Consider the following 23802-nt stretch of genomic DNA (forward strand, 5'->3'; position numbering starts at 1 on the left):
GACCCCGGGAGAAGAGAGCACGCACGAACGTGTCACGCGGCTCACGGATGCCCCGTGACGCGCAGGCCGCGCGGCGTGAGCGTCCATCCCGCGTCGTGCAGGGCAGCGACGACCGGTCCGGTGAGCCCGAACACCTCCGTGCCGTTGATGTGCCGCACCGTGGGGCGTCCGAGCCTGCCCGAGGCCACCGCTGCGGCCAACGCGTGAGCCGCAAGCGCCAGCAGATGGTCGTCCTCCGTGAACGTCAGCAGCGTGCGGCCGCCACGCTCGACGTAGGCGACGAGCGCCCCCTCGCAGAGAACGACGACCGAGCCGGCCTTGCGTCCTGGTCTGTGCCCGACGTCGCTCACCCCTGCCGGCCAGGCGAGCGCCGCCCCATAGGGGTTGGCCGGGTCGCATGCGGCGAGGACGAGACCGGCGCCGGGCGCGGCCGCGTCCGTGCCTCCGCGCGCGGCCCCGTCCGTCTGCGTGCGACGCTCGATCGTGCGAGCGTCGTCACGCAGCAGGTCGACTGCTCCGGGCACCGCGAACTGGGACCCGCCCAAGTGCTCGACAAAGTACCCGCGCCGCACCTGGCCCGCGGACTCGAGCGCCGTGAGCACCTTGTAGAGACCGGGATACCTGCCCCCGATCTGCTCGGCCGACGACATCGCCCGGGTGACGATCCCGTGCCTGTCGAGGAGCACCATGGCGAGTGCGTGGGCTCGCACCGTCGGGTCGGGCTCGACGTCGGGCAGGAGCGACCAGCGGCCACCCCCGTGGAGTGCCTCGGCCGTCGGCGGACGGGTGAGGGCGGCCAGGCCGAAGCGCCCACGCGGACGGTGGACGGGCCGCGCGGGTGTCCGCCCCGTACGGGCCTTCGTGCCGAGGAGGGCTCGCAGGGGTCCGAGCGAGTCGTTCGTCGCGCGCCCTGCCCAGACCAATGACCACAGCGCGGCCTGCACCGCCGCGAGCGGCTCGTCGCCGAGTGCGTCCTCATCGCCGGCGTCCCGTGCGGCAGCACGGGCTCGCTCGGTGACACGGTCGAGGAAGTGCGCCCCCGAGCCGTCCAGCGCCGCGACGACGTACGGCGTTGCGGCCAGAACGGGGTCGAGCGTCGCCACGGGAAGGGTGAGCGGCGCGGTCTCAGCACGATGAAGGCTGACGAAGCCGTCGCCCGCGCCCCTCCCCGGCGAGGAGAGCGCTCCATGGCCTGCCCACAGCACGTCGCCGCTCGTCGTGAGAGCGTCGAGCATCTCGGGGGAGTAGTCGACGACCCGGCCCGGAAGGATGCGCGTCTCGAGGTCGGACGCGGGCACGGGTGCGCCCGCGAGCTGTTCTATTGCGCGCAGCAGCCCGGCGTGCCCACGCAGATCGCCGACGCGCTGCCAGCGTGGCAGGAAGAGCCCGAGCGCCGTCCCAGGAGCAGGCTCCACGTCAGCCCTCAGCAGCGCGAGGGATCGCCTGCGCAGGCGTCGGACGACATCACGGTCGGCGTACTGCGTGCCTGCTCCGCCCAGTGCTTCCGGCAGGAGTCGGCCTCGTACGAGCTCACCTGCGGCCACGAGACGGTCGAGGACCTCGCGGACCACCGCGAGCGGAAGCCCGAAGCGCTGAGCGACGTCTGACGCCGGGAAGGGCGCGTGCGTGCGCGCGTGGCGACGGGTGAGGTCCCCCAGCGGGTCGGCGCTCGGAACGAGGAGCGCGTCGGGCAGCCCGACCGGAAGTGCCGCGCCGAGCGCGTCCCGGACCCGCGCCGCATCCTCGACGGCGACCCACCGCTCGGCTGCCACAGAGCTCTCGTCACGCGTGAGTCCGGGCAGCCGCACAGCGATCACCTGCCGGGTTGCCTCGAGCATCGTGAGCCAGCCGCGGACGTCAGCGTCGGGCTCGCTGCGGTCACGCAGCTCCGCGAGAGTGGACGGCCCGCGCCGCCGGATGAGGTCGACGAGGCCCTCGTGACTGCGCGCGCGCCGGTCAGGTGCGAGCCCGTCGAGTTCGCCGGCCACCTGCTCGACCGCCGTCGGATCGAGCAGATCGGCGAGCTGCGCTGATCCGGAACCGCCGAGCAGCTCGTCGAGCAACGATGGGTCGAGCGCGAGCGTCGCAGCGCGCTGCTCGGCGAGCGGGGCGTCGGCTCCGTAGAGGTTCTGCGCCGTGTAGCCGAGCAGGAGGGACCGCGCGTACGGCGAGGGTTGGGGCGTGTCGACGTGGACGACATCGACGCGTCCCGCCCCGACGTCCGCCATGAGCTCGGTGAGCGCACTGACATCAAAGTCGTCCTGAAGACACTCGCGTGCGGCCTCGTGGACGATGGGGAACTCGGGAAAGGCCGCTGCCACCTCGAGGAGCTGGGCCGAACGCTGCCGCTGCTGCCACAGCGGTTGGCGACGGTCCGGCGAACGCCGCGGGAGCAGGAGCGCCCGCGACGCAGCCTCGCGAAATCGTGCGGCGAAGTGCGCGGATCCCGAGAGTGCGTCCCGCACCAGCGACGCGACCTCAGCGGGGTCGGTGAAGAGCTCGTCGGCGATCTCGGGCGCGGCGCTCGACGGAACAAAGCCTGACGCCACGCCGTCGGACCCGAAGCCGTCGAGCCCGATGTCGGGCAGCCGCAGGACGATGCCGTCGTCCGCGTGCATCGCTGCGACGTCGACCCCGTACCTCTCGCGGAGCCGCGCGGTGAGCAGCAGGGCCCACGGCGCGTGGATGCGCGACCCGAAGGGACTGTGCACGACGACCCGCCAGTCGCCGATCTCGTCGCGGAACCGCTCGACGACGATCGTGCGGTCGTCCGGGACGACCCCGGTCGCCGCGTGCTGGGCGCGCAGGTACGCGACGACGTTTCCGGCGGCCCACGCGTCGAGCCCTTGGTCCGCCAGATGGGTGAGGACCGCCTCGGTGCGCGCGGGCGACACCGGGATGCTGCGCCTGACCGTCTCGCGCGTCCACGCGCCGATCGCGCGACCCAGCTCGGGGGGACGCGCGGGCGAGTCGCCCTTCCAGAAGGGCATGCGCCCGGGGAGCCCGGGCGCGGGCGAGACGAGGACCCGGTCGACGGTGATCTCGTCGATACGCCACGTCGTGGAGCCGAGCGTGATCGTGTCCCCGACACGTGACTCGTAGACCATCTCTTCGTCGAGCTCACCGACGCGTCGCCCCCCACGTGCGCGCGGCGGCGAGTCTGCGCGGATCTCGTCGGGTGCGGCGGACGGCGACGACGCGGCGAGGAAGACGCCGTACAGGCCGCGGTCCGGGATCGTTCCGCCGCTCGTCACCGCGAGGCGTTGAGCGCCCGGGCGGGCCTGGAGGACGTCCCGGGTACGGTCCCACGTGAGGCGTGCTCTCAGCTCGCCGAACGACTCGGAGGGATACCGTCCCGTGAGCATGTCGAGCACGCCGCGCAGTGCGCGGGCGGGCAGCCGAGCGAAGGGCGCTGCACGACGCACGGTGGCCTCGAGCTCGTCGACGGGCCAGTCGTCGAGCGCGACCATCGCGACGATGTGCTGGGCAAGGACGTCGAGCGGATGCTGGATGAGGCGCAGGGACTCGATCTCTCCGGCGCGCATGCGCGCGGCCGTGACCGCGGCGGCGACGAGGTCGCCGGTGTGCGTCGGGACGAGGACGCCGTGGCTCGGCACACCGACCGCGTGCCCGGCGCGGCCGACGCGTTGGAGGCCTGAGGCCACTGAGGGCGGCGAGCCGACGAGGACGACCTGGTCGACCGTGCCCATGTCGATGCCGAGCTCGAGGGAGCTCGTCGCGACGACGACGGGGAGGCGGCCGGCTTTGAGCTCGCTCTCGGTGTAGGTCCGCTCCGCCCGTGACATCGAGCCGTGATGGGCGCGTGCGAAGACTGCGTCGGCACCCGCGGAGGTCCCGGCCTGGCCGGGCACCGCGGCCGGCTGCGCGGCGCCGGGCTCGGGGACGTCGCGACCATTGCGGCGCGCCCAGATCTCGTTGAGCCGGGACGTCAGGCGCTCGGCGCTGCGACGGGAGCTGGTGAAGACGATCGTCGAGCGGCTCGTCGTGGCGAGGTCGACGATCCGCTCCTCGACGTGTGGCCAGACTGAGGCCCGCGCGAGCGGGGCGGTCGCGGCGCCGCTGAGGTCGGGCTCCTTGTCGTCGGCAGACACCCCTGGAAGGGGTGTGGCGCCGATGTCGGTGAGGTCCTCGACAGGGACGATGACGTCGAGGTCGATCTGCCGGCGGGTGGGAGGCTCGACGACGACGACCGGACGCCCGCCGTCGTCGTGCGGGCGATGCCCGCCGAGGAGCTCCGCGACGACCGACGCGGGTCGTGCAGTCGCGGACAGGCCGATCCGCTGCGCGGGGGTGTCGAGGAGGAGATCGAGCCGTTCGAGCGAGAGTGCGAGGTGGGCGCCACGCTTGGAGCCTGCGACGGCGTGGATCTCGTCGATGATGACCGTTCCGATTTCGCGGAGTCCTTCGCGTGCTGAGGACGTCAGCATGAGGAAGAGCGACTCGGGGGTCGTGATGAGGATGTCTGGAGGCTTGTGAGCGAGTCGTCGTCGCTCCGCCGGGGGAGTATCACCCGTCCGGGTGCCGACCGTCACGGGGGCGAGCGTGAGGCCTGCGGTCGCGGCCGCGTGCCGGATGCCGATGAGGGGGCTCGCGAGGTTGCGCTCGACGTCCGCGGCGAGGGCCTTGAGCGGCGAGACGTAGAGAATGCGGTCGGTCCGTGGGCCGGTCGTGCTCGTCGGGCGGGCGAGGATGCGGTCGACGGCCCAGAGGAACGCCGCGAGGGTCTTTCCCGAACCCGTCGGCGCGATGACCAGGGCGTGGGAGCCGCCGCGGATCGCGGCCCATGCGCCGGTCTGGGCCGGGGTCGGGGCATCGAACGCGCCCGTGAACCACGCGCGTGTCGCCGGCGTGAAGCCGGCGAGCGGGTCAGAGGGCGGCGGGGACGGGGTCACGGTTCCTATTGTGGCGTGGACCACGGACATCGGCGGTGGAAAGCGCGCGGGTGGCACCGCGCATGCGTGGCACCCTGTTCCCGTGAGGTATCGCGAGTTCTGGGATCTGGTCGACGACGTGTTCGGGCGCGCCTACGGGCGGTCGATCGCGGGCGACCAGGTGCTCGAGGCGCTGGGCGGCCGGACGGCGGTCCGCGCGATCGACGACGGGGTCGAGCCACGGGTCATCTGGCACGCTCTGTGCGACGCGATGCAGATCCCGGACGCTGAGCGGTGGGGATCTGATCCTCATCGGCAGGCTCCGCCTCGTTGAGCGAGCAGATCGCGACACGCCGCGTGTCTGCGTTCGAAGATCGAACACCTGTTCGTTACTGTTGCCCACAGAGGTCGACGAAGGTCAGTCCGTCCACGGCCTTGCGGCGCTCGCGCGTCAATGTCGGTGGCTCGTCCTAGTGTCGGGCCCATCAAGATCTCAGAGCTTGCCCGGCGGTACGTGCCGCCCTGAATGACAGAGGTGAACCATGGCAGCATCCGCGGACCGCGAGAAGGCGCTCGAGGCAGCGCTCAGCCAGATCGACCGCCAGTTCGGCAAGGGGTCGATCATGCGCCTCGGTGACGACGACCGCCCTGCGGTCGCGGTCGTCCCGACGGGCTCGATCGCGCTCGACGTCGCGCTAGGTATCGGCGGGCTCCCTCGTGGGCGCATCGTCGAGATCTACGGCCCGGAGTCGAGCGGTAAGACGACGGTGGCGCTCCACGCGGTCGCGAACGCGCAGCGCGCCGGCGGTATCGCTGCCTTCATCGACGCGGAGCACGCGCTTGATCCCGAGTACGCCAAGAAGCTGGGCGTCGACACGGACGCGCTCCTCGTCTCACAGCCGGACACGGGTGAGCAGGCGCTCGAGATCATGGACATGCTCGTTCGCTCGGGTGCGATCGACATCATCGTGGTCGACTCGGTTGCGGCCCTCGTGCCCAAGGCTGAGATCGAGGGCGAGATGGGCGACAGCCACGTCGGCCTCCAGGCGCGTCTCATGTCGCAGGCGCTGCGTAAGCTCACAGGTGCGCTGTCGACGACCGGGACGACCGCGATCTTCATCAACCAGCTGCGCGAGAAGATCGGCGTGTTCTTCGGCTCCCCTGAGACCACGACGGGTGGCAAGGCGCTGAAGTTCTACGCCTCCGTCCGTATGGACATCCGGCGCATCGAGACCCTCAAGGAGGGCACCGACGCGGTCGGTAACCGGACGCGCGTGAAGGTCGTCAAGAACAAGATGGCCCCGCCCTTCAAGCAGGCAGAGTTCGACATCCTCTACGGCGTCGGCATCTCCCGCGAAGGAAGCCTCATCGACCTGGGTGTCGAGCACGGCATCGTTCGCAAGTCGGGGTCCTGGTACACCTATGAGGGCGACCAGCTCGGCCAGGGCAAGGAGAACTCGCGCTCGTTCCTCCGGGACAACCCGGAGCTCGCCGCCGAGATCGAGCGTCGGATCAAGGAGAAGCTCGGGATTATCCCGCCCTCCGAGGCTCCGGCGGACGGCGTTGCTGCTGACGCCACGGCGGCGGTCGGCACCGCGGCTGCCGACGCTGCCGAGCCCGCGCCCAAGAAGGGGCGTGCCAAGGCCGCGAAGGTCGACTTCTGATCCCGTCCGACGGGTCGGATCGCCTCGGCCCCAGCTCCCTCACCGGAGCTGGGGCCGAGGTCGGGACGGGGTCCGTGACAGACCCGGCGGCGGACGCGCGGGTCGCTGATGCCGGGACCATCGCGGCCTTGAGGGCAGCGATGGCAGCGGTGCCGGCGAAGCCCGCGAAGCCCGCGGAGTCAGCGACGTCTGAGGGGAGCTCGCCGGCGCGTCCACGGAAGCGCACCGCCTCGGCCCCTTCACCCGAGGCGACAGAGGACACCGCTCGTGAGTACCTCTTGAGATCGCTCACGGCCTCCGCTCGCTCGCGCAAGCAGCTGGCCGACGGTCTCGCGGCACGCGACGTTCCTCACGACGTCGCCGAGCGGCTGCTCGATCGCTTCACCGAGGTCGGGCTCATCGACGACGACTCTCTCGCGCATGCGATCGTCCGGTCCCGCAGCAACGAGGCCGGGGCTGCGCGCAAGCGCATCGCTCTCGAGCTACGCCGCAAGGGCATCGCCGACGACATCGCGGTGAAGGCGCTCGCCCAGGTTGATGACGAAGCCGAGCGGACCACCGCCTTCGAGCTCGCGCGATCGCGCGCCGCACGGCTGAGCGGCTACGAGCGCGATGTCGCCCTCCGGCGCCTCGTCGGCTTCCTCGGACGCAAGGGCTACCCACCGGGCCTGTGCTTCGACGCCGCGCGCGCCGGGATCGAGGCCGTGGCCACCGACTCCGCACGCCCGGACTGATGGGCGCCTCGGACGCACGTGGCTCATGTCTCGGCCCCCGTCCTGTGGAGGTGATGTTCGAAACTCAGCGCGTCGGACTTTCTTGCACGCGGAACCATGGCGCGTTCGGCTACGTTCTCTTGAGAAGACGACCGCGACGGGGACCGTCGCAGCGCACGAGGGAGGTGATGTCGTGATCGATGGATGGCCTGCCCTCCTGCTTGTGCTCGTGCTCCTCCTCGCCTGCCTCGTCGCTCTCATCCTCGTGCTCGTGGCCCGCCGCGAAGCCTCAGCAGTGCGTGCCCAAGCCCGTGAGGACGTCGCGTCTCTCCGCGAGGAGACACAGTCCCGGGCACAAGAAGCCGACCGCCGAGCGGCCCGGCTCGACGATGAGCGCGCCGCGCTGGCAGCCGAGCGCGTGCGGCTGGCCGACCAGCGCACCCGGGCCGAACAGCTGAGCGAACGCCTCGAGGCGCGAACCGAGCTCGTTGCGACGCATGAGGTCGAGCTCGCCGAACGACGGGCGACCCACGACGTCCGCATGCTCGACGAGCTGGGTCAGCTCGCCGGAATGACAGCCGAGGACGCCCGGACAGCGCTCACGGAGAGGCTCGCCGAGCAGGCCGCGCGTGAGATCGAGGCCCGCAACCGGCGCACCGAAAGGCGGCTCCGCGCCGAGTCCGAGGCGCGTGCGCGCTCGATCCTCACGACCGCGATCGAGCGACTTGCCGTCGCCACGTCGAGCCAGCTGTCCGTCGCCGTCGTCCCGCTTCCGTCGCCCGACCTCAAAGGACCGATCATCGGCCGTGACGGTCGCAACATCAGGGCCTTCGAAGCGCTCACAGGCGTCAATCTCATCGTCGACGAGTCCGACGATCACGTGCAGGTCTCGAGCTTCGACGCAGAGCGCCGCGAGATCGCCCAGCAGAGCCTCGAACGCATGCTCGCTGACGGACGCATCAACCTCGATCGGATGGAGCGCGTCGTCGCTGCAGTGACGAGCGAAGCCGAAGAGCGCAGCCGCGAATCAGCTCGCCACGCGATCGACGAGGCCGGGGTGCGCCCGCTCCACCCTGACCTTGAGGACCATGTGGGCCGCCTTCGCCTGCGCACCTCCTACGGTCAGGTCGTCCAGCAGCACCTCGTCGAGTGCGCCCTCCTCGCACATGCGATCGCCACAGAGGTCGGGGCGGATGCGGAGTCCGCGGCACGCGCCGCGTTCCTCCACGACGTCGGCAAGGCCATCCCCGCAGGCGAACGAGGGTCGCACGCCCGCGCAGGAGCCGACCTCGCCCGGCAGTGCGGCGAGAGCGAGCTCATCGTCAACGCGATCGCCGCGCACCACGGTGAAGTTCCCGCGGAATCCGTCGAAGCCGTCATCGTCCAGATCGCTGACGCGATCTCTGCCTCCCGACCAGGTGCGCGCCGCGAGGACGGTGACACGCACGTCGAACGCCTCGAGGCGCTCGAGCGCACCGTCGCCGCCCACCCCGGCGTCGCGCGTGCCCTCGCGCTCGCATCCGGCCACGAGGTGCGCGTCATCGTCGAGCCGCACCTTGTCGGTGACGACGACCTCGAAGCCCTCGCCGGACGCATCGCCTCCGCAATCGTCGAGACCCAGGCCGTCCCCGGCGAGGTGCGCGTTACCGTCGTGCGTGAGCTCCGGGCGACCGCGACCGCCGGCTGACGGTCACCACTCCGCAGGACCGTGGACCGACCCGCCCGCGCGACGCAGCGGGCCCGGAGGGAACAGTCCAGGGCCTGCTGCGTACGCGCTGGATGGTTGCCGCGCCGTGAGCGCCCGAGTCACACCGTTCGCGCGGCCACCGTGGCGATGATCTCCGCCAGGTCCGCCGGGTGGCTCCACATGGGCCAGTGCCCGGTCGGCAGGTCGATGACGTCGGCGCGTTCGAGCAGAGCGACCTCGGCGAAGATCGGGTGACCGCCGGCTGCGAGCTCGGTCATGACGGCGCCCGGGATCGAGCAGCACACGAGCGTCGTCGGGACGGCGTGACGGGCGGTGTTGGTGAGCCGAACCTCGGCGTGCACCACACCGGCGGGCTCCGGCATCGCGAGGGCCCGGAACCGTTCGAGTGCGTCGTCGTCGAGGCCCTCGAGGCTCGACTCCTGCCCGAGCACGTCGAACGGCGGCAGGTCGAGCCCGGGTGCGTCCATCGCCGAGACTTCCATGCCGGAGGGGCGCGGTGCCGCGGGTCCGGAGTCGACCCACACGACACGCCGCACGAGGTCCGGGGCTCGGTCGAGCACGACGCTCACGGGCGCGTTCGCGCCGCTGTGCGCAACGAGCACGGCGGGCTGCTCGGCCGAGACCCCGTCGCCTTCCAGCGCGTCGAAGATTGCGGCGACCTGGTCCTCGAGCGTCGCCGCGGCGGAGCGGGGTTCGTGCGGGTCGAGCCCGGGGAGCGTGAGCGCGACGGCGTCGGGGTGGACGGGGGAGAGGTGCCGAAGCACCTCGTCCCACGCCCATGCGCCGAGCCAGTAGCCAGCGAGAAGAAGGACAGTCGGACGGCGGGTTGGGGTCGTCATGCCCCGAGCGTGCCAGGCCCCCCGGACAGCGGTGTGTCATGATCTCTGGCATGAATTTGGCGCGGAGGTCACGATGAAGCGTGCGGAGCGTCTCCACGCACTCTCCGAGCTGCTGCGGCGCCGCGGCGCCCGGGGCATGACCGCGGAACGGATTGCGGCAGAGTTCGGCGTCTCGGTGCGCACGGTCATGCGTGACCTCGACGCGCTCGAGTCGTCAGGCGCGCCGCTGTGGGCACGCCGTGGGCCGGGTGGCGGCTACGGCCTGGCAGGGGAGGCGTCTCTCCCGCCCGTGACGCTCACCCCGGAACAGGCTGTTGCGCTCCTCGCCGCGGTTGCGGCGGCGGCCGACGCGCCGTTCGCCGACCTTGCGGGCGCGGGGGTTCAGAAGATCCTCGACGTCCTCGACACGCGCACCCGTGAGCGGGCCGTCGACCTTGCCGGACGCGTGTGGATCGACCCTGCGACCGCGGTTCCACGCGCGGTGATGAGCCCGCTCGAGCAGGCGCTGGCCGAGCAGCGCGTCGTCCGTGTGTGCTACGTGTCGGGGGCCGGAGACACGACGACGCGCGACGTCGAGCCCGTGCTGCTCGCCTCGCGTCACGGCCGCTGGTATCTCGTCGGCTGGTGCCTGCTGCGTGACGCGATGCGATGGTTCGCGCTCGACCGCATCGAGCGCGCCGACGTCACGGGCGCTGCGTGCAGCGGCCACACGGTTGCCGAGGTCGGTGAGCCGCCCGCGAGCGCGCGCCCCGTCCACGGCCGGGCGCGGTGAGGCGCCCGGCCGTGGACGTCCGTGGGTCGACGTCAGTCGTCGGCTGCGACGAGTCCTGGCACCTGGGTCTGCACCGCGCCTGACGTGCGCGACCGCAACCTGCGGGCGAGCCTGTCGGCGAGGAGGCCAACCGTTGCATTGACGGCGATGAAGATCGCCGCGATGACGATGACCGAGGGAATGTAGTTGGCAAAGTTCGTCGAGAGGTACTCCGCCTGGCGCAGTAGCTCGGAGTAGCCGATGAGATACCCGAGCGCGGAGTCCTTGACGACCACGACAAGCTGACTGACGAGCGCCGGGAGCATCGCCACGACACCTTGCGGCAGGAGGATCGTCCGCACCGTCTGGCCGTGCGTCAGGCCGATCGCCAGGCCCGCCTCACGCTGCCCCTTGGGCAGGGACATGATGCCCGACCTCACCAGCTCGGCAACGACCGCGCCGTTGTACACCGTGAGCGCGATGACCACAGCGGTGAGCGCCAGCTGGTCCGACGGCACGAGCTGGTAGTTCACCAGGAGCCAGTACGAGAAGACCATCATGAGAAGGACGGGGACTGCGCGGAAGAACTCGACGATCGCGCCGGCAACACCCGCGACCCAGCGGTTCTCGGAGAGCCTGCCGAGGCCTAGGACAACCCCGACGACGCCAGCGAGCACGACCGAGATGGCGGCAGCGCCAAGCGTCCCGAGCAGACCGGGCACAAGATAGTCGCGCCACGTCGAGCCCTCGAGGAACGGGGACCACTTCGCAGCAGTGAGCTGGCCATTGCGGTTGAGCATCCAGGCGATCCACACGAGCCCGGCCGCGAGAAGCACGACGGCCGCGACGTTGGCCACGGCGAAGGTGCGGCGCGTCCGGGGGCCGGGGGAGTCGAAGAGGGGTGATGCCGTCGTCATCGGGCCACCGCCAGCCTGCGCGAGAGCGCGGTCATGAGAAGGCCCACGGGAAGGACGAGACAGACGAACCCGAGCGCGAAGATGCCGAAGATGAGGAAGAGCACGTCAGGTCGGAACTCGATCATCACCTTCATGAGGTACGAGGCCTCGGCCACGCCGATCGTCGCGGCGACGGTCGTGTTCTTCGTCAGGGCGATGATGACGTTGCCGATCGGTGCGACTGCACCGCGGAAGGCTTGGGGCAGGACGACGAGCCTGAGCGACTGGCTGAACGTCAGTCCGATCGACCGGGCTGCTTCTGCCTGGCCCAACGGCACCGTGTTGACGCCCGACCGCAACGCCTCGCACACGAAGGCTGCGTGGTAGAGCGCGAGCCCGACGACGGCAAGGCGGAAGTTCTGGTCGACGATGAAGGTGCCCGACTCGGGGTTGGCCAGGACGAGGCCCAGCTGCGTGTAGAGGCCGAGGGAGCAGCCGACGATGATGAGGGTGAGGGGCGTGTTGCGCACGAGGTTGACGTACGTCGCACCGCCGACCTGCAGGGACGGGATCGGTGAGACCCTCATGACGGCGAGGAGCGTCCCGATGACGAGCGAGCCGACGAGCGAGAAGAACGTCAACTTGACCGTCATCCAGAATGCGGCGAGGACGTTGTAGTCGCTGAACAGCGTGCCGACGGCCTGGGTGAGCTGGGACAGGGTGATCGCCTCCTGGGGAGAGGCCCGTCGGCCGCGCGCGCTGCGCGCGGCCGACGGGACGAGGTCACGAGCAGGCGGCAGGCGTGGGCGGGTTGAGCGTCGCGTTCGGCGTGTACGACGCCCCCGTGTTGGCTTCGAGGGCCTTGGCCCACTCGCCGGACGAGATCATCTTGTTGATGGCGTCGGTGACGTCCCCGCACCTCTCGGAACCCTTCTTCAGGCCGATTCCGTAGTTCTCCTGCGAGAAGGTCTCGCCGACAACCTTGAGCTTGCCCGCGTACTGCGGCTGCGCAGCAAAGCCGGCGAGGATGATGTCGTCCGTCGTCACAGCGTCAACATTGCCTTGGCTCAGCTGCTCGACGCACTTGGAGTAGGTGTCGAACTCCTGGAGCTGGACCTCGCTGGCGAAGTCGTCCTTGATGCGCTGGGCCGGGGTCGATCCTTGGACCGAGCAGAGCTTCTTGCCGTTGAGCGAGTCAGGCCCGGTGATGTCGGTGTTGCTCTCCTGGACGAGGAGACCCTGGCCGGCGACGAAGTAGGGTCCGGCGAACGAGACCTTCTCCTTGCGCGAGTCGGTGATCGAGTAGGTCGCGACGATCATGTCGACCTGACCCGACTGGAGGAGGTTCTCGCGCTGCGGAGAGGGCGACTCCTTGAACGTCACCTGGTCGGCCTCGAAGCCGAGCTCCTTGGCGATGTAGTGGGCGACGTCGACGTCGAATCCCGAGTAGACGTCCCCGGTCTTGAGCCCGAGCCCGGGCTGGTCGAACTTGATGCCGATGGTGATCCCGTCGTCGCTGTCACCCCCGCACCCTGTGAGCAGGGTTGCGGCGAGTGCGACAGAACCGAGGGCGGCGATGGCCTTGGTGCGCATGTGCTTCTCCTTGAGTCGACCGTGTGGCGGTTGATGACGGCGATGCCGTCGGGCGTGAGGGTTCAGTGGGTGAGGATCTTCGAGAGGAAGTCCTTGGCGCGCGCGGAGCGCGGTGCCGTGAAGAACTCCTCGGGCGTGGCCTCTTCGACGATGTGACCGTCCGCCATGAAGACGACGCGGTCGGCAGCCTTGCGGGCGAACCCCATCTCGTGGGTGACGACGATCATCGTCATGCCTTCGTGCGCGAGGTCGATCATGACGTCGAGGACCTCGTTGATCATCTCGGGGTCGAGCGCGGACGTGGGCTCGTCGAAGAGCATGACCTTGGGGTGCATCGCCAGGGACCGAGCGATCGCGACCCGCTGCTGCTGACCGCCGGAGAGCGCGGCGGGGAGCTTGTGCGCCTGGTCGGCGACGCCCACACGTTCGAGCAGGGTGAGGGCCTCGGCTCGGGCCTCGGCGGCGGGGATGCGCCGCGCCTTGATGGGCCCGAGCGTGATGTTGTCGAGGACCGAGCGGTGGGCAAAGAGGTTGAAGGACTGAAACACCATGCCGACGTCGGCGCGGTGCCGGGCGAGGTCGCGGCCCTCTTCGGGGAGGTCCTTGCCGTCGACGCGGATGATCCCCGAGTCGATGGGTTCGAGCCGGTTCATCGTGCGGCACAAGGTCGACTTGCCTGACCCGGAGGGGCCGATGACGACGACCACCTCGCCCTTGCGGACAGTGAGGTTGATGTCCTTGAGGACATGGAGCTCTCCGAAGTGCTTCTGCACGTCGATGAGTTCGACAAGAGGGCTGCCGCCCGGGTCGTTGGTCCCACCTGTGACGTCGTCCATCTGTCGACCGTACTGACCTGCTGTGATGCGCGCCACAGCGAGAGGTCACGGATGCGTCACAACATGGCAAAGTCACCCCGTGCTTCACCCGGGAGCAGTCGGTCGCCGTGCTCGAGGCGGCTCACGAGGGCAGCGGAGCGCGGCTTAGGATGGACCGCGATGTCCACGACGCCCGCACCCCACGCCACGTCGGCCGCACCGGCCGCCGACACCTCAGCCGCACGCACCTACATGGTGCGCACGCTCGGCTGCCAGATGAACGTCCACGACTCCGAGCACATGGCCGGGATGCTCGAGGACGCGGGCTACGTCCGCGCCACGGCGCAGGACGAGGCCGCGAGCCGCGCCGACGTCGTCGTCATCAATACGTGCGCGGTGCGCGAGAACGCGGCGAGCCGCCTCTACGGCAACCTTGGTCAGCTCGCGGACATCAAGCGCGGACGCCCCGGGATGCAGATCGCGGTCGGCGGCTGCCTCGCACAGAAGGATCGCGCGGGCATCGTCGACCGTGCCCCGTGGGTCGACGTCGTCTTCGGGACCCACAACCTCGACGCCCTGCCGGTCTTGCTTGAGCGCTCCCGCCACAACGCGGCTGCCGAGGTCGAGATCGCCGAGTCGCTCCAGGTCTTCCCCTCGACCCTCCCGACGCGCCGCGAGTCCGTCTACGCGGGCTGGGTCTCGATCTCCGTAGGCTGCAACAACACGTGCACCTTCTGCATCGTTCCTCGTCTTCGGGGTAAGGAACGCGATCGCCGACCGGGCCAGGTGCTCGCCGAGATCGAGGCGCTCGTGGCCGCAGGCGCGATCGAGGTCACCCTGCTCGGGCAGAACGTCAACTCCTACGGCGTCGAGTTCGGCGACCGCGGGGCGTTCGCGAAGCTGCTCCGTGCGTGCGGTCAGGTCGAGGGCCTCGAGCGCGTCCGGTTCACGAGCCCGCACCCGGCCGCCTTCACGGACGACGTCATCGATGCGATGGCCGAGACCCCCAACGTCATGCCGCAGCTGCACTTCCCGCTGCAGTCGGGCTCAGACCGGATCTTGCGCGCGATGCGCCGCTCCTACCGGTCGGAGAAGTTCCTCGGGATCCTCGACAAGGTCCGGGCGCAGATGCCCGACGCGGCGGTGAGCACCGACATCATCGTCGGGTTCCCGGGCGAGACGGAGGAGGACTTCCAGGGGACGCTCCGCGTCGTCGAGGCTGCCCGCTTCGCCAACGCCTTCACGTTCCAGTACTCGCCTCGTCCCGGGACGCCCGCGGCCGATCTTCCCGACCAGCTGCCCAAGGAGGTCGTCCAGGAGCGCTTCGAACGGCTCACCGCGCTCCAGGACCGCATCTCCGAGGAAGAGTCCGCCGCGCAGCTCGGGCGCGAGGTCGAGATCCTCGTCGCCGAGAGCACGGGCCGCAAGGACGGTGAGACGCACCGCGTCACCGGCCGCGCGCAGGACAACCGCCTCGTCCACGTCGAGCTGCCCGGGTCCGCTCCGCGGCAGGCCGACGGTCTCGACGACCCCCGCCTGGCCGACGAGCCGCACCCGCTCCTGCCTCGCCCGGGCGACCTCGTCGTCGCGAGCATCACGCGCACCGCGCCCTACCATCTCGTGGCTGACCGCCCGGCGTCTGACGACACGTTCGCGGTGCGCCGCACGCGATCGGGCGACGCCTGGGTGGCCCGTGAGCGCGCCCGGCTCGGCCTGGGCGGTGACGAGCACTCTCACGGCGGAGGCGCCGCACAGGGAACGCCCGTGCCGCTCGGCCTTCCGATCGTCCGACGTTCCTAGCCGTCCGACGTTCCTAGCGCGGACCGGCCGCGATCGGTACGGCGTCAGACCTCGTCCGAGGAGTCGTCCCCAGAGACCTCGGGCAGCCCGAACGCGGGGGCCTGCTCGTCGAGGTGCTCGAACGCCATCATCGCGGTCTCGAGGCCCGACATGAGGATGACGTCGAGCTGCTCGGCCGTGACGCCGTGCTCGAGGTCCGTCGAGGACTCGGCGTGGACGTCGAGGAGCTCTGTCGTCGGGTTGAGACGCGCGTACAGCTTGGGGAAGACGCGTTCACGGTTCCACTCGTTGAGTGCGCGCAGGAGCGTCGGACGGTGATCTTCACCGACGGAGCGGGCCCACGTCCCGCGCACCTGGAAGATCTCTTCTTTGTCGCCCATGAGCATGAACCACACGCGGTGGTCGCCCCAGTTGCCACCGAAGTCACCGTCGTCGTCGGTGACGTAGTGGAAGTCATGAGCATCGAGAACACCGCGGACCATCTCACGGGACAGCGGCAGCGGCACAGGGCCGGACGTCGGCAGTGGCACGGGAGACCTCACAGAGCGGGGGACTGGGCGACGGGGTCGGGGTAACGCTCGTCGAGCGCGTCGAAGAACGACGTTCCCGACGCGAGCCCGCAGCGGACGACCTGGCGGATCTGAGCGTCGTTCGCGCCCTTCTCGAAGTCGACGGCGACCTCGGCGCTCACCGAGACCGCCCCGTCGTCCCGGACCCGCGCGTACGCCTTGGGCCAGATGCGATCGGTGTTCCAGTCGTTGATGAAGTCGAGGATCTCGTCGAGGCGCTCGATGCTGCCCTCACGGCTCCACGTCCCACGGATCTGCAGGAAGGTCGGCGACTCTCCGTACAGGACGAAGAGGAACATGCGCAGCTGCCAGAAGCCGATGCAGTCGCCGTCGTCGTCGACGCCGAAGTGCGCGCCGTCGGCGCGCAGGATCCGTGCGAGCCGCTCGGAGCTCAACGGGGTCGGGAACAGATCCGGGTCGGACGTCGTCGGGGACGGGTCTGCGCCGTCGAACGGCGAGACGGGCGCGGGCGACCCGGGCTGCGACGCAGACGGCTCCGAGGGGCGCTTGGGCCGACGACTCCAGAAAGGCATGCCAGCAGGCTAGTCGTTCTGCGCCCCCTTGGCGGGGCGGTCCACGACCGTTCGCTCAACGCGTGATCCGAGCCGGTCGTCCGGGCGAGCGACGTGCCCGCCCCCACCCGGCAAAGCCCTACGCGTCGGCGCCGTCCGTCGTGGGCGCCCACGCGGGGAACGACTCCGACAACGTCTCGAAGAACTGCAGGCCCGTGAACAGACCGCACTTGAGGAGCTGGTCGAGCTGGTCGTCGGCCACGCCGTGCTCGAGGTCCGTCGAGACCTCCGTGTAGAGACCGATCTCCGAGGAGTCTGCGCGCGAATAGACCTTGGGCCAGATGCGGTCGCGGTTGTGACCGTCGAGGTAGGGCAGAACCTCACCCTCAGCGCCGAGGGGGACAGTCCCCGCGTAGCGTCCACGGACCTGAAGGATCTCGGAGCGTTCACCCATGAGGAAGAAGTAGAAGAGGTGGCCGTCCCAGACACCGAACACGTCGCCGTCGTCGTCGACCCCGGTCTTCCACTCCGCGGCCGCGAGCAATGCCTGGATGCGGTCGAGCGTGACCGGCACGTTGGCAGCGGGCGGAGCAGACTCCGCCTTGGTGAAGAAGCCCATGTCGTCCCCTTGGTCGTCGAGCATCGGCACGGCACCGACGCGAGCACGCAGACGGTCGACCTGCGTCGACGTCACCCTACTGGGGGCCCGTGACGCTCGCGCGATAGCATCACGCCTCGTGAGACAACCGCTCCTGGTCGCCGTCGTCGGCCCCACCGCAACCGGGAAGTCCGACCTGGGCGTCGACCTCGCCCTCGCGCTCGGCGCGAGCGAGGTCGTCAACGCCGACGCCTACCAGCTCTACCGCGGCATGGACGTCGGCACCGCCAAGCTCACGGCCGACGAGCGCCGCGGCGTGCCCCACCGTCAGCTCGACGTCCTCGACCCGGCCGAGGACGCGTCGGTCGCCGTCTACCAGCGCGAGGCCCGGAGCGACCTCGCCGAGCTGAGCGCCGCGCACCTGCGCCCCATCGTCGTCGGCGGGTCCGGTCTCTACGTGCGAGCACTGCTCGACCGCATGGAGTTCCCGCCGACCGACCCCGCGGTGCGGGCCCGCCTCGAGTCCCGGGCGGAGTCCGAAGGGACCCGGCCCCTGCACGACGAGCTTGCGCGGCGCGACCCCGACGCAGCGGCACGGATCCTGCCGGGCAACACCAAGCGCATCGTCCGCGCCCTCGAGGTCATCGAGCTCACGGGTGAGCCGTTCAGCGCACACCTTCCCGTCGAGGAGCACGTCCGGCCGTCCGTGCAGATCGGGCTCGACTTGCCACGTGACGAGCTCGACGCTCGGGTCGCGACGCGCGTCGACCGCATGTGGGACGAAGGCCTGCTCGAGGAGGTCCGCACGCTCGTCGCGACGGGGATGGGACGCACCGCGCGCCGCGCTGTCGGCTACGCCGAAGCGCTCGCGCACCTCGAGGGACGTCTCAGCCCGGCCGACGCCCGCGAGCAGACGATTGCCGCGACCCGCCGCCTGACACGCAAGCAGATGGGCTGGTTCGGCCGCGACCCACGCACGGTCTGGCTTCCCGCGGGAGCCCCCGACCGCCTCGACCAAGCACTCGACGTCGTCGAGCGTGCCGAGGCCGGGACCCTGGACATCCCTGAGACCACGAAGCCGACGCGCCGTAGCCTGGGCTCATGACCGCTCCCGCAACGCTCGCCTTCACCAAGGGGCACGGAACCGAGAACGACTTCGTGCTCCTCGACGACCGGACGGCGACGCTCGACCTCACGCCCGCGCTCGTCCGTGCGCTCGCGGACCGTCGTGCGGGGCTCGGCGGCGACGGCGTCATCCGCGTCGTCCGGTCCGCGGATCTTCCCGAGGGCGCAGCGGTCCTGGCGGCCGACCCCGCGGCCGAGTGGTTCATGGACTACCGCAACGCCGACGGCTCCGTCGCCCAGATGTGCGGCAACGGCGTGCGCGTCTTCGTCCGGTTCCTCGTCCACCTCGGCCTCGTTGACCTCACGGGCGGTGCACGCCTCGCGATCGGGACCCGTGCGGGGGTGCGGTACGTGACCGCGACGGCCGACGGCTATGCCGTCGACATGGGAACGTGGCGGCTGCCCGGAGGTGACACGGCGCGCACCGCGGGGCACGACGCCCTCGTGAGCGTCGTCGGTCTCGAGGGCGAACGCCCCGCGCTCAGGGTCGACATGGGCAACCCCCACACCGTTGTCGCGCTCGCGTCCGTCGCCGACCTGGCGGACCTCGACCTCATCCGCGCACCCCGGGTCACGCCCGTGCCCGACGACGGCACGAACGTCGAGCTCGTCGTTCCGCTGGGCGAGGTGCTCGCCGCTGACGGGGCCACGCACGGGCACGTACGGATGCGAGTCCACGAGCGGGGCGTGGGGGAGACCCGGTCCTGCGGGACCGGGGCATGCGCGGCCGCGCTCGCGGTGGCCACGTGGGCCGGGGCGGACGCGCCACGGACATGGCGCGTCGACGTGCCCGGGGGGACGCTCACGGTGCGCATGCTCGAGGGGTCACGGGTCGAGCTGTCGGGGCCGGCGGAGCTCGTCGGTCATGGTGAGGTCGACGTCGCGGCGCTGCTGCGCGGTCGCTCCGAGGCCTGACGGCCAACTCGCTACGCGACCTCGGCTGGCCCGGGGACGAGGAGGACACGGAAGCCCTTCGCGGACGCACACTTCGCAGTGCCCGGCGCCACCTCGCGGTCGATCCAGGCCGAGAGGGAGTCGGCTCCAAGATTGCGCTGCACGACGAGGTGGCCCGCGGCGCCCGGGGCGAGTCGCGGCAGCCATGTCCGCAGCATGTCGTGCAGGGCTTCCTTGCCGACACGGATGGGAGGGTTCGACCACACCGCGGCGAACCGCACGTCGGCGGGCACGTCCTGCGGACGGACAGCCCTGACGTTGGTCAGCCCGAGCCGCGTCGCATTGCGTCGGACGAGGTCGAGCGCACGCTCGTTGACGTCGACCGCCCAGACCGTGGCGTCGGGAGACTCCAGAGCCATCGTCAGAGCGACGGGTCCCCAGCCGCAGCCCAGGTCGAGCAGGTCTCCCGTGGCCGGCGGCGTGGGCACGGTCCGCAGGAGGACGCGCGTCCCGAGGTCGATGTGGCCGGGTGAGAAGACACCCGTCGCCGTCTCGACCTCGACCTCGCGACCCGCGAGGGTCACGGTGAGGTGGCGGCGTTCGTCGGCTGACGCCGGGACGGCAGTGAAGTAATGGTCCTCGTTCACCCCGCGAGCCTAGTGCGTCGGCCGTACCGTTCGTGCTGCGTCCCGGCCGTTCGCGCGTGCCCTCGGTCACGCCGCGCGCGAAATCAGTGGGCTCGAGGGCGGTCGGCGTGACACGCTGGTGCTCACCACCCCGACGGAAGGAACTCCATGACGCAATCCTCACCCGAGCCCTCGCGCACCGAGCGCGACATCGCCGACGACGTCGTCGCGCGCGTGCTGGCACGGGCTGGGACCGCGGTCGATGAAGGTTCCACGATCCACACGAGCGCCGACGGTGCGCAGCTCGACCTCGTCGAACGAGCCGCGCTGCGTCGCGTCGCCGGTCTCTCGACCGAGCTCGAGGACGTCACCGAGGTCGAGTACCGCCAGCTGCGCCTCGAGAAGGTCGTGCTCGTGGGCCTCTGGCACGGCCGCTCGTCGGCCGAAGCCGAAGTGTCGCTGCGTGAGCTCGCGGCCCTCGCCGAGACCGCTGGCTCAGAAGTTCTCGACGGCCTGCTGCAGCGCCGCGCGACCCCGGACCCCTCGACGTACCTCGGCAAGGGCAAGTCCGCCCAGCTCGCTGAGATCGTCGCCGCCGTCGGCGCGGACACGGTCGTGGTCGACGGTGAGCTCGCGCCGTCCCAGCGTCGTGCGCTCGAGGACATCGTCAAGATCAAGGTCGTCGACCGGACGGCTCTCATCCTCGACATCTTCGCGCAGCACGCGAAGTCGCGAGAGGGCAAGGCCCAGGTCGAGCTCGCCCAGCTCGAGTACCTCCTGCCGCGCCTGCGTGGCTGGGGTGAGTCGATGTCACGCCAGGCGGGTGGCCAGGTCGGTGGCGCGGGCGCAGGCATGGGGTCGCGCGGTCCCGGAGAGACGAAGATCGAGCTTGACCGACGCCGCATCCGCGACCGCATGGCCAAGCTGCGGCGCGAGATTGCCGCGATGGCTCCCGCACGCGAGGCGAAGCGCTCCTCGCGGAAGAAGGGCGAGGTGCCCGCGGTCGCGATCGCGGGATACACGAACGCCGGCAAGTCGTCGCTGCTCAACGCGCTGACGGGCGCGGGCGTGCTCGTCGAGAACGCGTTGTTCGCGACGCTGGACCCGACCGTGCGGCGGACTCAGACGAGCGACGGGCGCATCTACACGCTCGCGGACACTGTCGGCTTCGTGCGGTCGTTGCCGCACCAGCTCGTCGAGGCGTTCCGGTCGACCCTCGAAGAGGTGGCCGACGCCGACCTGCTCCTCCACGTCGTCGACGTCTCGCACCCTGACCCCGAGGGTCAGATCGCCGCCGTGCGGGCAGTTCTCGCTGATATCCCCGGTGCGCTCGACGTGCCCGAGGTCATCATCCTCAACAAGGCCGACGCAGCGGACCCCGAGGTCATCGCGCGGGTGAGGGGACGCGAGCGGCGCACGCTCGTCGTCTCGGCGCACACGGGCGAGGGCCTGACCGAGCTGCTCGCGTACATCGCCGCGTCCCTGCCGCGTCCCGACCGCGACATCGACCTCGTCGTGCCCTATACGCGAGGTGACCTTGTCCACCGCATGCACCACGAGGGCGAGATCGACCTCGAGGAGCACACGCCCGCGGGCACGCGCCTCAAGGGCCGTGCAGGAGAGGCTCTGGCCACAGAGCTCGAGGCAGTGGCGGTCGCCCTCAACCAGGACTGAGCCGACCGGGCCGAGCGCCACGGGTGCGTAGGATGACGCGGTGACCCCGACCTCCGACGACCCCGAACCCGACGTCACCGGTGAGGTCCTCGGCCTGCTGGACGTCGCCGTCGCGGCCCTCGGGGGCAGCGCGCGCGAGGGCCAGCGGGTCATGGCCGAGCGGGTTGCGCACTCGTTCGCGACCGGCGAGCACCTGCTCGTCCAGGCCGGGACGGGAACAGGAAAGTCGCTCGGCTACCTCGTGCCCGCGGTCCACCACGCTGTCACCCGCGACGAGCGTGTTGTCGTCTCGACCGCGACCCTGGCGCTTCAGCGTCAGGTGCTCGCCCGTGACCTGCCCCTCGTCGCGACGGCGCTCGCCGACCGCCTGCCGCGGCCGCTCCGCGTCGCGCTTCTCAAGGGCTGGCAGAACTACCTGTGCCTTCACAAGGTCTCAGGAGGCTACCCGGAAGAGCCAGGGACCGCTCTCTTCGACCTGCCGGACGCGGGCTCCGCCCCGGATCCGCTCGACGATGACGGTGGCCCGCGCGACGAGAGCGCGATCAAGCGACTCGGGCGTGAGGTCATGCGGCTTCGGGAGTGGGCCGAGGAGACGACGACGGGCGACCGTGACGATCTCGTCCCGGGCGTGAGCGCGCGTGCGTGGCGTCAGGTGTCGCTCACGAAGATGGAGTGCCTCGGCTCTCGCTGCCCGTTGCTCGCTGAGTGTTTCCCGGAGCGCGCGCGGGCTCAGGCGCGCGACGCGGACGTCGTCGTGACCAATCATGCGATGCTCGGCATTGCGGCGTCGGGGTCGCCCGGCGTCCTGCCCGAGCACAGCGTGCTCGTCGTCGACGAGGCACACGAGCTCACGGACCGGATGACGAGCCAGGCGACCCTCGAGCTCTCGGCCCTCTCAATCGATCAAGCGGCTCGGCTCGTCCGACGGCAGGGCATCGGGACGGCCGCGCTCGACCGAGCGGCCGCGGACCTTGGCGCGCTGCTGATGGACCTGCCCGAGGGGCGTCTGCCGCGCGGCCTTCCTGAGGGCGTGCGGGCGGCGGTCGGCGGCGTGCGGGACGAGGCGCGTGAGCTGCTCACCGCGCTGCGCCCCGAGCCCCGGTCCGACGCCGACGGCGCGCTCAAGGTCGCTCAGGCTGGCGTTCTCGTGCTCTTCGAGACCGCCGAGCGCATGGCAGCAGATCCCTCGGGGCACGACGTCCTGTGGTGCTCGCGTGGCTCGTGGGAGGCCGGTGGTGCGACGCGCCTCCATGTTGCCCCGATGAGTGTCTCGGGCCTTGTCCGCACCGCGTTGCTCGCGGAGCGGACGGGTGTCTTCACGTCGGCGACGCTGAGCCTCGGGGGCTCCTTCGAGCACGTGGCGCGGTCGCTCGGGCTCGCGGGGGCCGACGACGGCGCCGCGCGGCGCTGGGACGGCCTTGATGTGGGGACCCCGTTCGACTACGCGAAGCAAGGCATCCTCTACATCGCCCGGCATCTGCCGGCACCGGGCCGCGAACCGGCGACCGAGGCGCAGCTCGACACGATCGCCGAGCTCATCGAGGCGGCTGGGGGCCGGACCCTGGGTCTGTTCTCGTCACGACGTGCCGCCGAGACGGTTGCGGCAGCCATGCGTGAGCGCCTCGACGTCCCGGTTCTGTGTCAGGGCGACGACGTGCTGCCGACGCTCGTCAAGCAGTTCGCCGAGGATGAGGCGACGTGCCTGTTCGGCACCCTGTCACTGTGGCAGGGCGTCGACGTCCCGGGCGCGACGTGCAGCCTCGTCCTCATCGATCGGATCCCCTTCCCGCGGCCCGACGACCCGATCCGCTCAGCCCGGACCGAGGCCGTGACAGCAGCGGGTGGCAATGGCTTCATGTCCGTCTCGGCGACGCACGCTGCGCTCCTGCTTGCGCAGGGAGCGGGGCGGTTGGTGCGGACGCAGGCTGACCGTGGTGTGGTCGCCGTCCTCGACTCGCGACTTGCCACCGCGCGCTATGGGTCGTTCCTCACCCAGTCGATGCCGCCGCTGTGGCCGACGACGGACCGCGCGGTCGTCCTCTCGGCGCTCCGTAGGCTCACCAGCGACCACACCCCTGACTAGGGTGTGCGTAGGTGGTCCCTGCGGGCTGCCGATCGACACATCGATACGTG

Annotated in this window: 20 protein-coding genes; 10 read left to right on the forward strand and 10 right to left on the reverse strand. The window is 70.7% G+C overall.

The features are described 5' to 3' along the window. Nucleotides 1-41 precede the first annotated feature (41 nt). Nucleotides 42-4913, reverse strand: a complete 4872-nt coding sequence (locus ACTVCO_RS11105) for an Lhr family helicase (protein WP_443728492.1) — start codon at nt 4911-4913, stop codon at nt 42-44. An 82-nt stretch (nt 4914-4995) separates the two neighbouring features. Here ACTVCO_RS11105 and ACTVCO_RS11110 point away from each other — a divergent pair, with 82 nt between their 5' ends. The 4 genes from ACTVCO_RS11110 (at nt 4996) to ACTVCO_RS11125 (ending at nt 8956) form a co-directional block, all read left to right on the forward strand. After that, nucleotides 4996-5226: a DUF3046 domain-containing protein gene (locus ACTVCO_RS11110; protein ID WP_443728588.1), complete on the forward strand. Its 231-nt coding sequence runs from the start codon at nt 4996-4998 to the stop codon at nt 5224-5226. Nucleotides 5227-5434: 208 nt separating this feature from the next. After that, nucleotides 5435-6556 carry a recombinase RecA gene (recA, locus tag ACTVCO_RS11115; protein ID WP_443728493.1) on the forward strand — a complete coding sequence of 374 codons (1122 nt, stop codon included), beginning with the start codon at nt 5435-5437 and terminating at the stop codon, nt 6554-6556. 140 nt (nt 6557-6696) lie between these two features. Continuing rightward, nucleotides 6697-7290 carry a regulatory protein RecX gene (locus ACTVCO_RS11120; RefSeq protein WP_443728589.1) on the forward strand — a complete coding sequence of 198 codons (594 nt, stop codon included), beginning with the start codon at nt 6697-6699 and terminating at the stop codon, nt 7288-7290. A 172-nt stretch (nt 7291-7462) separates the two neighbouring features. Then, nucleotides 7463-8956 carry an HD domain-containing protein gene (locus ACTVCO_RS11125; RefSeq protein ID WP_443728494.1) on the forward strand — a complete coding sequence of 498 codons (1494 nt, stop codon included), beginning with the start codon at nt 7463-7465 and terminating at the stop codon, nt 8954-8956. A 119-nt stretch (nt 8957-9075) separates the two neighbouring features. On the opposite strand, the gene ACTVCO_RS11130 is transcribed toward ACTVCO_RS11125, so the two are convergent. Next, complete coding sequence (locus tag ACTVCO_RS11130; protein ID WP_443728495.1) at nt 9076-9816, reverse strand: alpha/beta fold hydrolase; 741 nt, start codon at nt 9814-9816, stop codon at nt 9076-9078. 73 nt (nt 9817-9889) lie between these two features. On the opposite strand from ACTVCO_RS11130, the gene ACTVCO_RS11135 reads away from it, so the two are divergent. After that, entirely contained in the window at nt 9890-10588 is a 699-nt protein-coding gene (locus tag ACTVCO_RS11135) for a helix-turn-helix transcriptional regulator (RefSeq protein WP_443728496.1), read from the forward strand. A 32-nt stretch (nt 10589-10620) separates the two neighbouring features. Here the strand turns inward: ACTVCO_RS11135 and ACTVCO_RS11140 are convergent, their stop codons facing one another. The 4 genes from ACTVCO_RS11140 to ACTVCO_RS11155 form a co-directional block, all read right to left on the reverse strand. Continuing rightward, nucleotides 10621-11484 (reverse strand): amino acid ABC transporter permease, encoded by an 864-nt coding sequence (locus ACTVCO_RS11140; RefSeq protein ID WP_443728497.1) that lies wholly within the window; start codon nt 11482-11484, stop codon nt 10621-10623. Next, nucleotides 11481-12116: an amino acid ABC transporter permease gene (locus tag ACTVCO_RS11145; RefSeq protein WP_443728498.1), complete on the reverse strand. Its 636-nt coding sequence runs from the start codon at nt 12114-12116 to the stop codon at nt 11481-11483. Before ACTVCO_RS11145 ends, ACTVCO_RS11140 begins: the two co-directional genes overlap by 4 nt. Nucleotides 12117-12246: 130 nt before the next feature. Further along, a complete protein-coding gene (locus ACTVCO_RS11150; RefSeq protein ID WP_443728499.1) occupies nt 12247-13056 on the reverse strand; it encodes a glutamate ABC transporter substrate-binding protein in 810 nt (269 codons plus the stop codon). A 62-nt stretch (nt 13057-13118) separates the two neighbouring features. Beyond that, nucleotides 13119-13892, reverse strand: coding sequence for an amino acid ABC transporter ATP-binding protein (locus ACTVCO_RS11155; RefSeq protein ID WP_443728500.1), 774 nt, complete (start codon nt 13890-13892; stop codon nt 13119-13121). Between the two features lie 159 nt (nt 13893-14051). On the opposite strand from ACTVCO_RS11155, the gene miaB reads away from it, so the two are divergent. Next, entirely contained in the window at nt 14052-15671 is a 1620-nt protein-coding gene (gene miaB, locus ACTVCO_RS11160; protein ID WP_443728501.1) for a tRNA (N6-isopentenyl adenosine(37)-C2)-methylthiotransferase MiaB, read from the forward strand. Between the two features lie 44 nt (nt 15672-15715). Here the strand turns inward: miaB and ACTVCO_RS11165 are convergent, their stop codons facing one another. From ACTVCO_RS11165 to ACTVCO_RS11175, 3 genes are all read right to left on the reverse strand, one after another. Then, nucleotides 15716-16201, reverse strand: coding sequence for a YbjN domain-containing protein (locus tag ACTVCO_RS11165; RefSeq protein ID WP_443728502.1), 486 nt, complete (start codon nt 16199-16201; stop codon nt 15716-15718). Between the two features lie 8 nt (nt 16202-16209). Next, complete coding sequence (locus ACTVCO_RS11170; RefSeq protein WP_443728503.1) at nt 16210-16773, reverse strand: YbjN domain-containing protein; 564 nt, start codon at nt 16771-16773, stop codon at nt 16210-16212. Between the two features lie 118 nt (nt 16774-16891). Next, entirely contained in the window at nt 16892-17446 is a 555-nt protein-coding gene (locus tag ACTVCO_RS11175; protein WP_443728504.1) for a YbjN domain-containing protein, read from the reverse strand. 43 nt (nt 17447-17489) lie between these two features. Here ACTVCO_RS11175 and miaA point away from each other — a divergent pair, with 43 nt between their 5' ends. Together miaA and dapF are read left to right on the forward strand one after the other, a co-directional pair. Beyond that, nucleotides 17490-18455, forward strand: a complete 966-nt coding sequence (miaA, locus tag ACTVCO_RS11180; protein ID WP_443728505.1) for a tRNA (adenosine(37)-N6)-dimethylallyltransferase MiaA — start codon at nt 17490-17492, stop codon at nt 18453-18455. Next, the gene (dapF, locus tag ACTVCO_RS11185; RefSeq protein WP_443728506.1) at nt 18452-19390 is read left to right on the forward strand and encodes a diaminopimelate epimerase; all 939 of its coding nucleotides are present in this window, start codon (nt 18452-18454) and stop codon (nt 19388-19390) included. The genes miaA and dapF overlap by 4 nt, the downstream gene beginning before the upstream one ends. An 11-nt stretch (nt 19391-19401) precedes the next feature. On the opposite strand, the gene ACTVCO_RS11190 is transcribed toward dapF, so the two are convergent. Then, nucleotides 19402-20016, reverse strand: a complete 615-nt coding sequence (locus ACTVCO_RS11190) for a class I SAM-dependent methyltransferase (RefSeq protein WP_443728507.1) — start codon at nt 20014-20016, stop codon at nt 19402-19404. Nucleotides 20017-20163: 147 nt separating this feature from the next. On the opposite strand from ACTVCO_RS11190, the gene hflX reads away from it, so the two are divergent. Both hflX and ACTVCO_RS11200 read left to right on the forward strand, forming a co-directional pair. Beyond that, the gene (gene hflX, locus ACTVCO_RS11195) at nt 20164-21669 is read left to right on the forward strand and encodes a GTPase HflX (protein WP_443728508.1); all 1506 of its coding nucleotides are present in this window, start codon (nt 20164-20166) and stop codon (nt 21667-21669) included. Between the two features lie 40 nt (nt 21670-21709). After that, entirely contained in the window at nt 21710-23752 is a 2043-nt protein-coding gene (locus ACTVCO_RS11200) for an ATP-dependent DNA helicase (RefSeq protein ID WP_443728509.1), read from the forward strand. Nucleotides 23753-23802 lie beyond the last annotated feature (50 nt).

This window comes from Sanguibacter sp. A247 (assembly GCF_052324925.1).
Taxonomy (GTDB): domain Bacteria; phylum Actinomycetota; class Actinomycetes; order Actinomycetales; family Cellulomonadaceae; genus Flavimobilis.

Excerpts from the sequence above, each read along its gene's own strand:
- recA (WP_443728493.1), top strand. The coding sequence starts at position 5,435 with ATGGCAGCATCCGCGGACCGCGAGAAGGCGCTCGAGGCAGCGCTCAGC.
- ACTVCO_RS11120 (WP_443728589.1), top strand. The coding sequence starts at position 6,697 with ATGGCAGCGGTGCCGGCGAAGCCCGCGAAGCCCGCGGAGTCAGCGACG.
- ACTVCO_RS11130 (WP_443728495.1), bottom strand. The coding sequence starts at position 9,816 with ATGACGACCCCAACCCGCCGTCCGACTGTCCTTCTTCTCGCTGGCTAC.
- ACTVCO_RS11135 (WP_443728496.1), top strand. The coding sequence starts at position 9,890 with ATGAAGCGTGCGGAGCGTCTCCACGCACTCTCCGAGCTGCTGCGGCGC.
- ACTVCO_RS11140 (WP_443728497.1), bottom strand. The coding sequence starts at position 11,484 with ATGACGACGGCATCACCCCTCTTCGACTCCCCCGGCCCCCGGACGCGC.
- ACTVCO_RS11145 (WP_443728498.1), bottom strand. The coding sequence starts at position 12,116 with ATGACGGTCAAGTTGACGTTCTTCTCGCTCGTCGGCTCGCTCGTCATC.
- ACTVCO_RS11150 (WP_443728499.1), bottom strand. The coding sequence starts at position 13,056 with ATGCGCACCAAGGCCATCGCCGCCCTCGGTTCTGTCGCACTCGCCGCA.
- ACTVCO_RS11155 (WP_443728500.1), bottom strand. The coding sequence starts at position 13,892 with ATGGACGACGTCACAGGTGGGACCAACGACCCGGGCGGCAGCCCTCTT.
- miaB (WP_443728501.1), top strand. The coding sequence starts at position 14,052 with ATGTCCACGACGCCCGCACCCCACGCCACGTCGGCCGCACCGGCCGCC.
- ACTVCO_RS11170 (WP_443728503.1), bottom strand. The coding sequence starts at position 16,773 with ATGCCTTTCTGGAGTCGTCGGCCCAAGCGCCCCTCGGAGCCGTCTGCG.
- dapF (WP_443728506.1), top strand. The coding sequence starts at position 18,452 with ATGACCGCTCCCGCAACGCTCGCCTTCACCAAGGGGCACGGAACCGAG.
- hflX (WP_443728508.1), top strand. The coding sequence starts at position 20,164 with ATGACGCAATCCTCACCCGAGCCCTCGCGCACCGAGCGCGACATCGCC.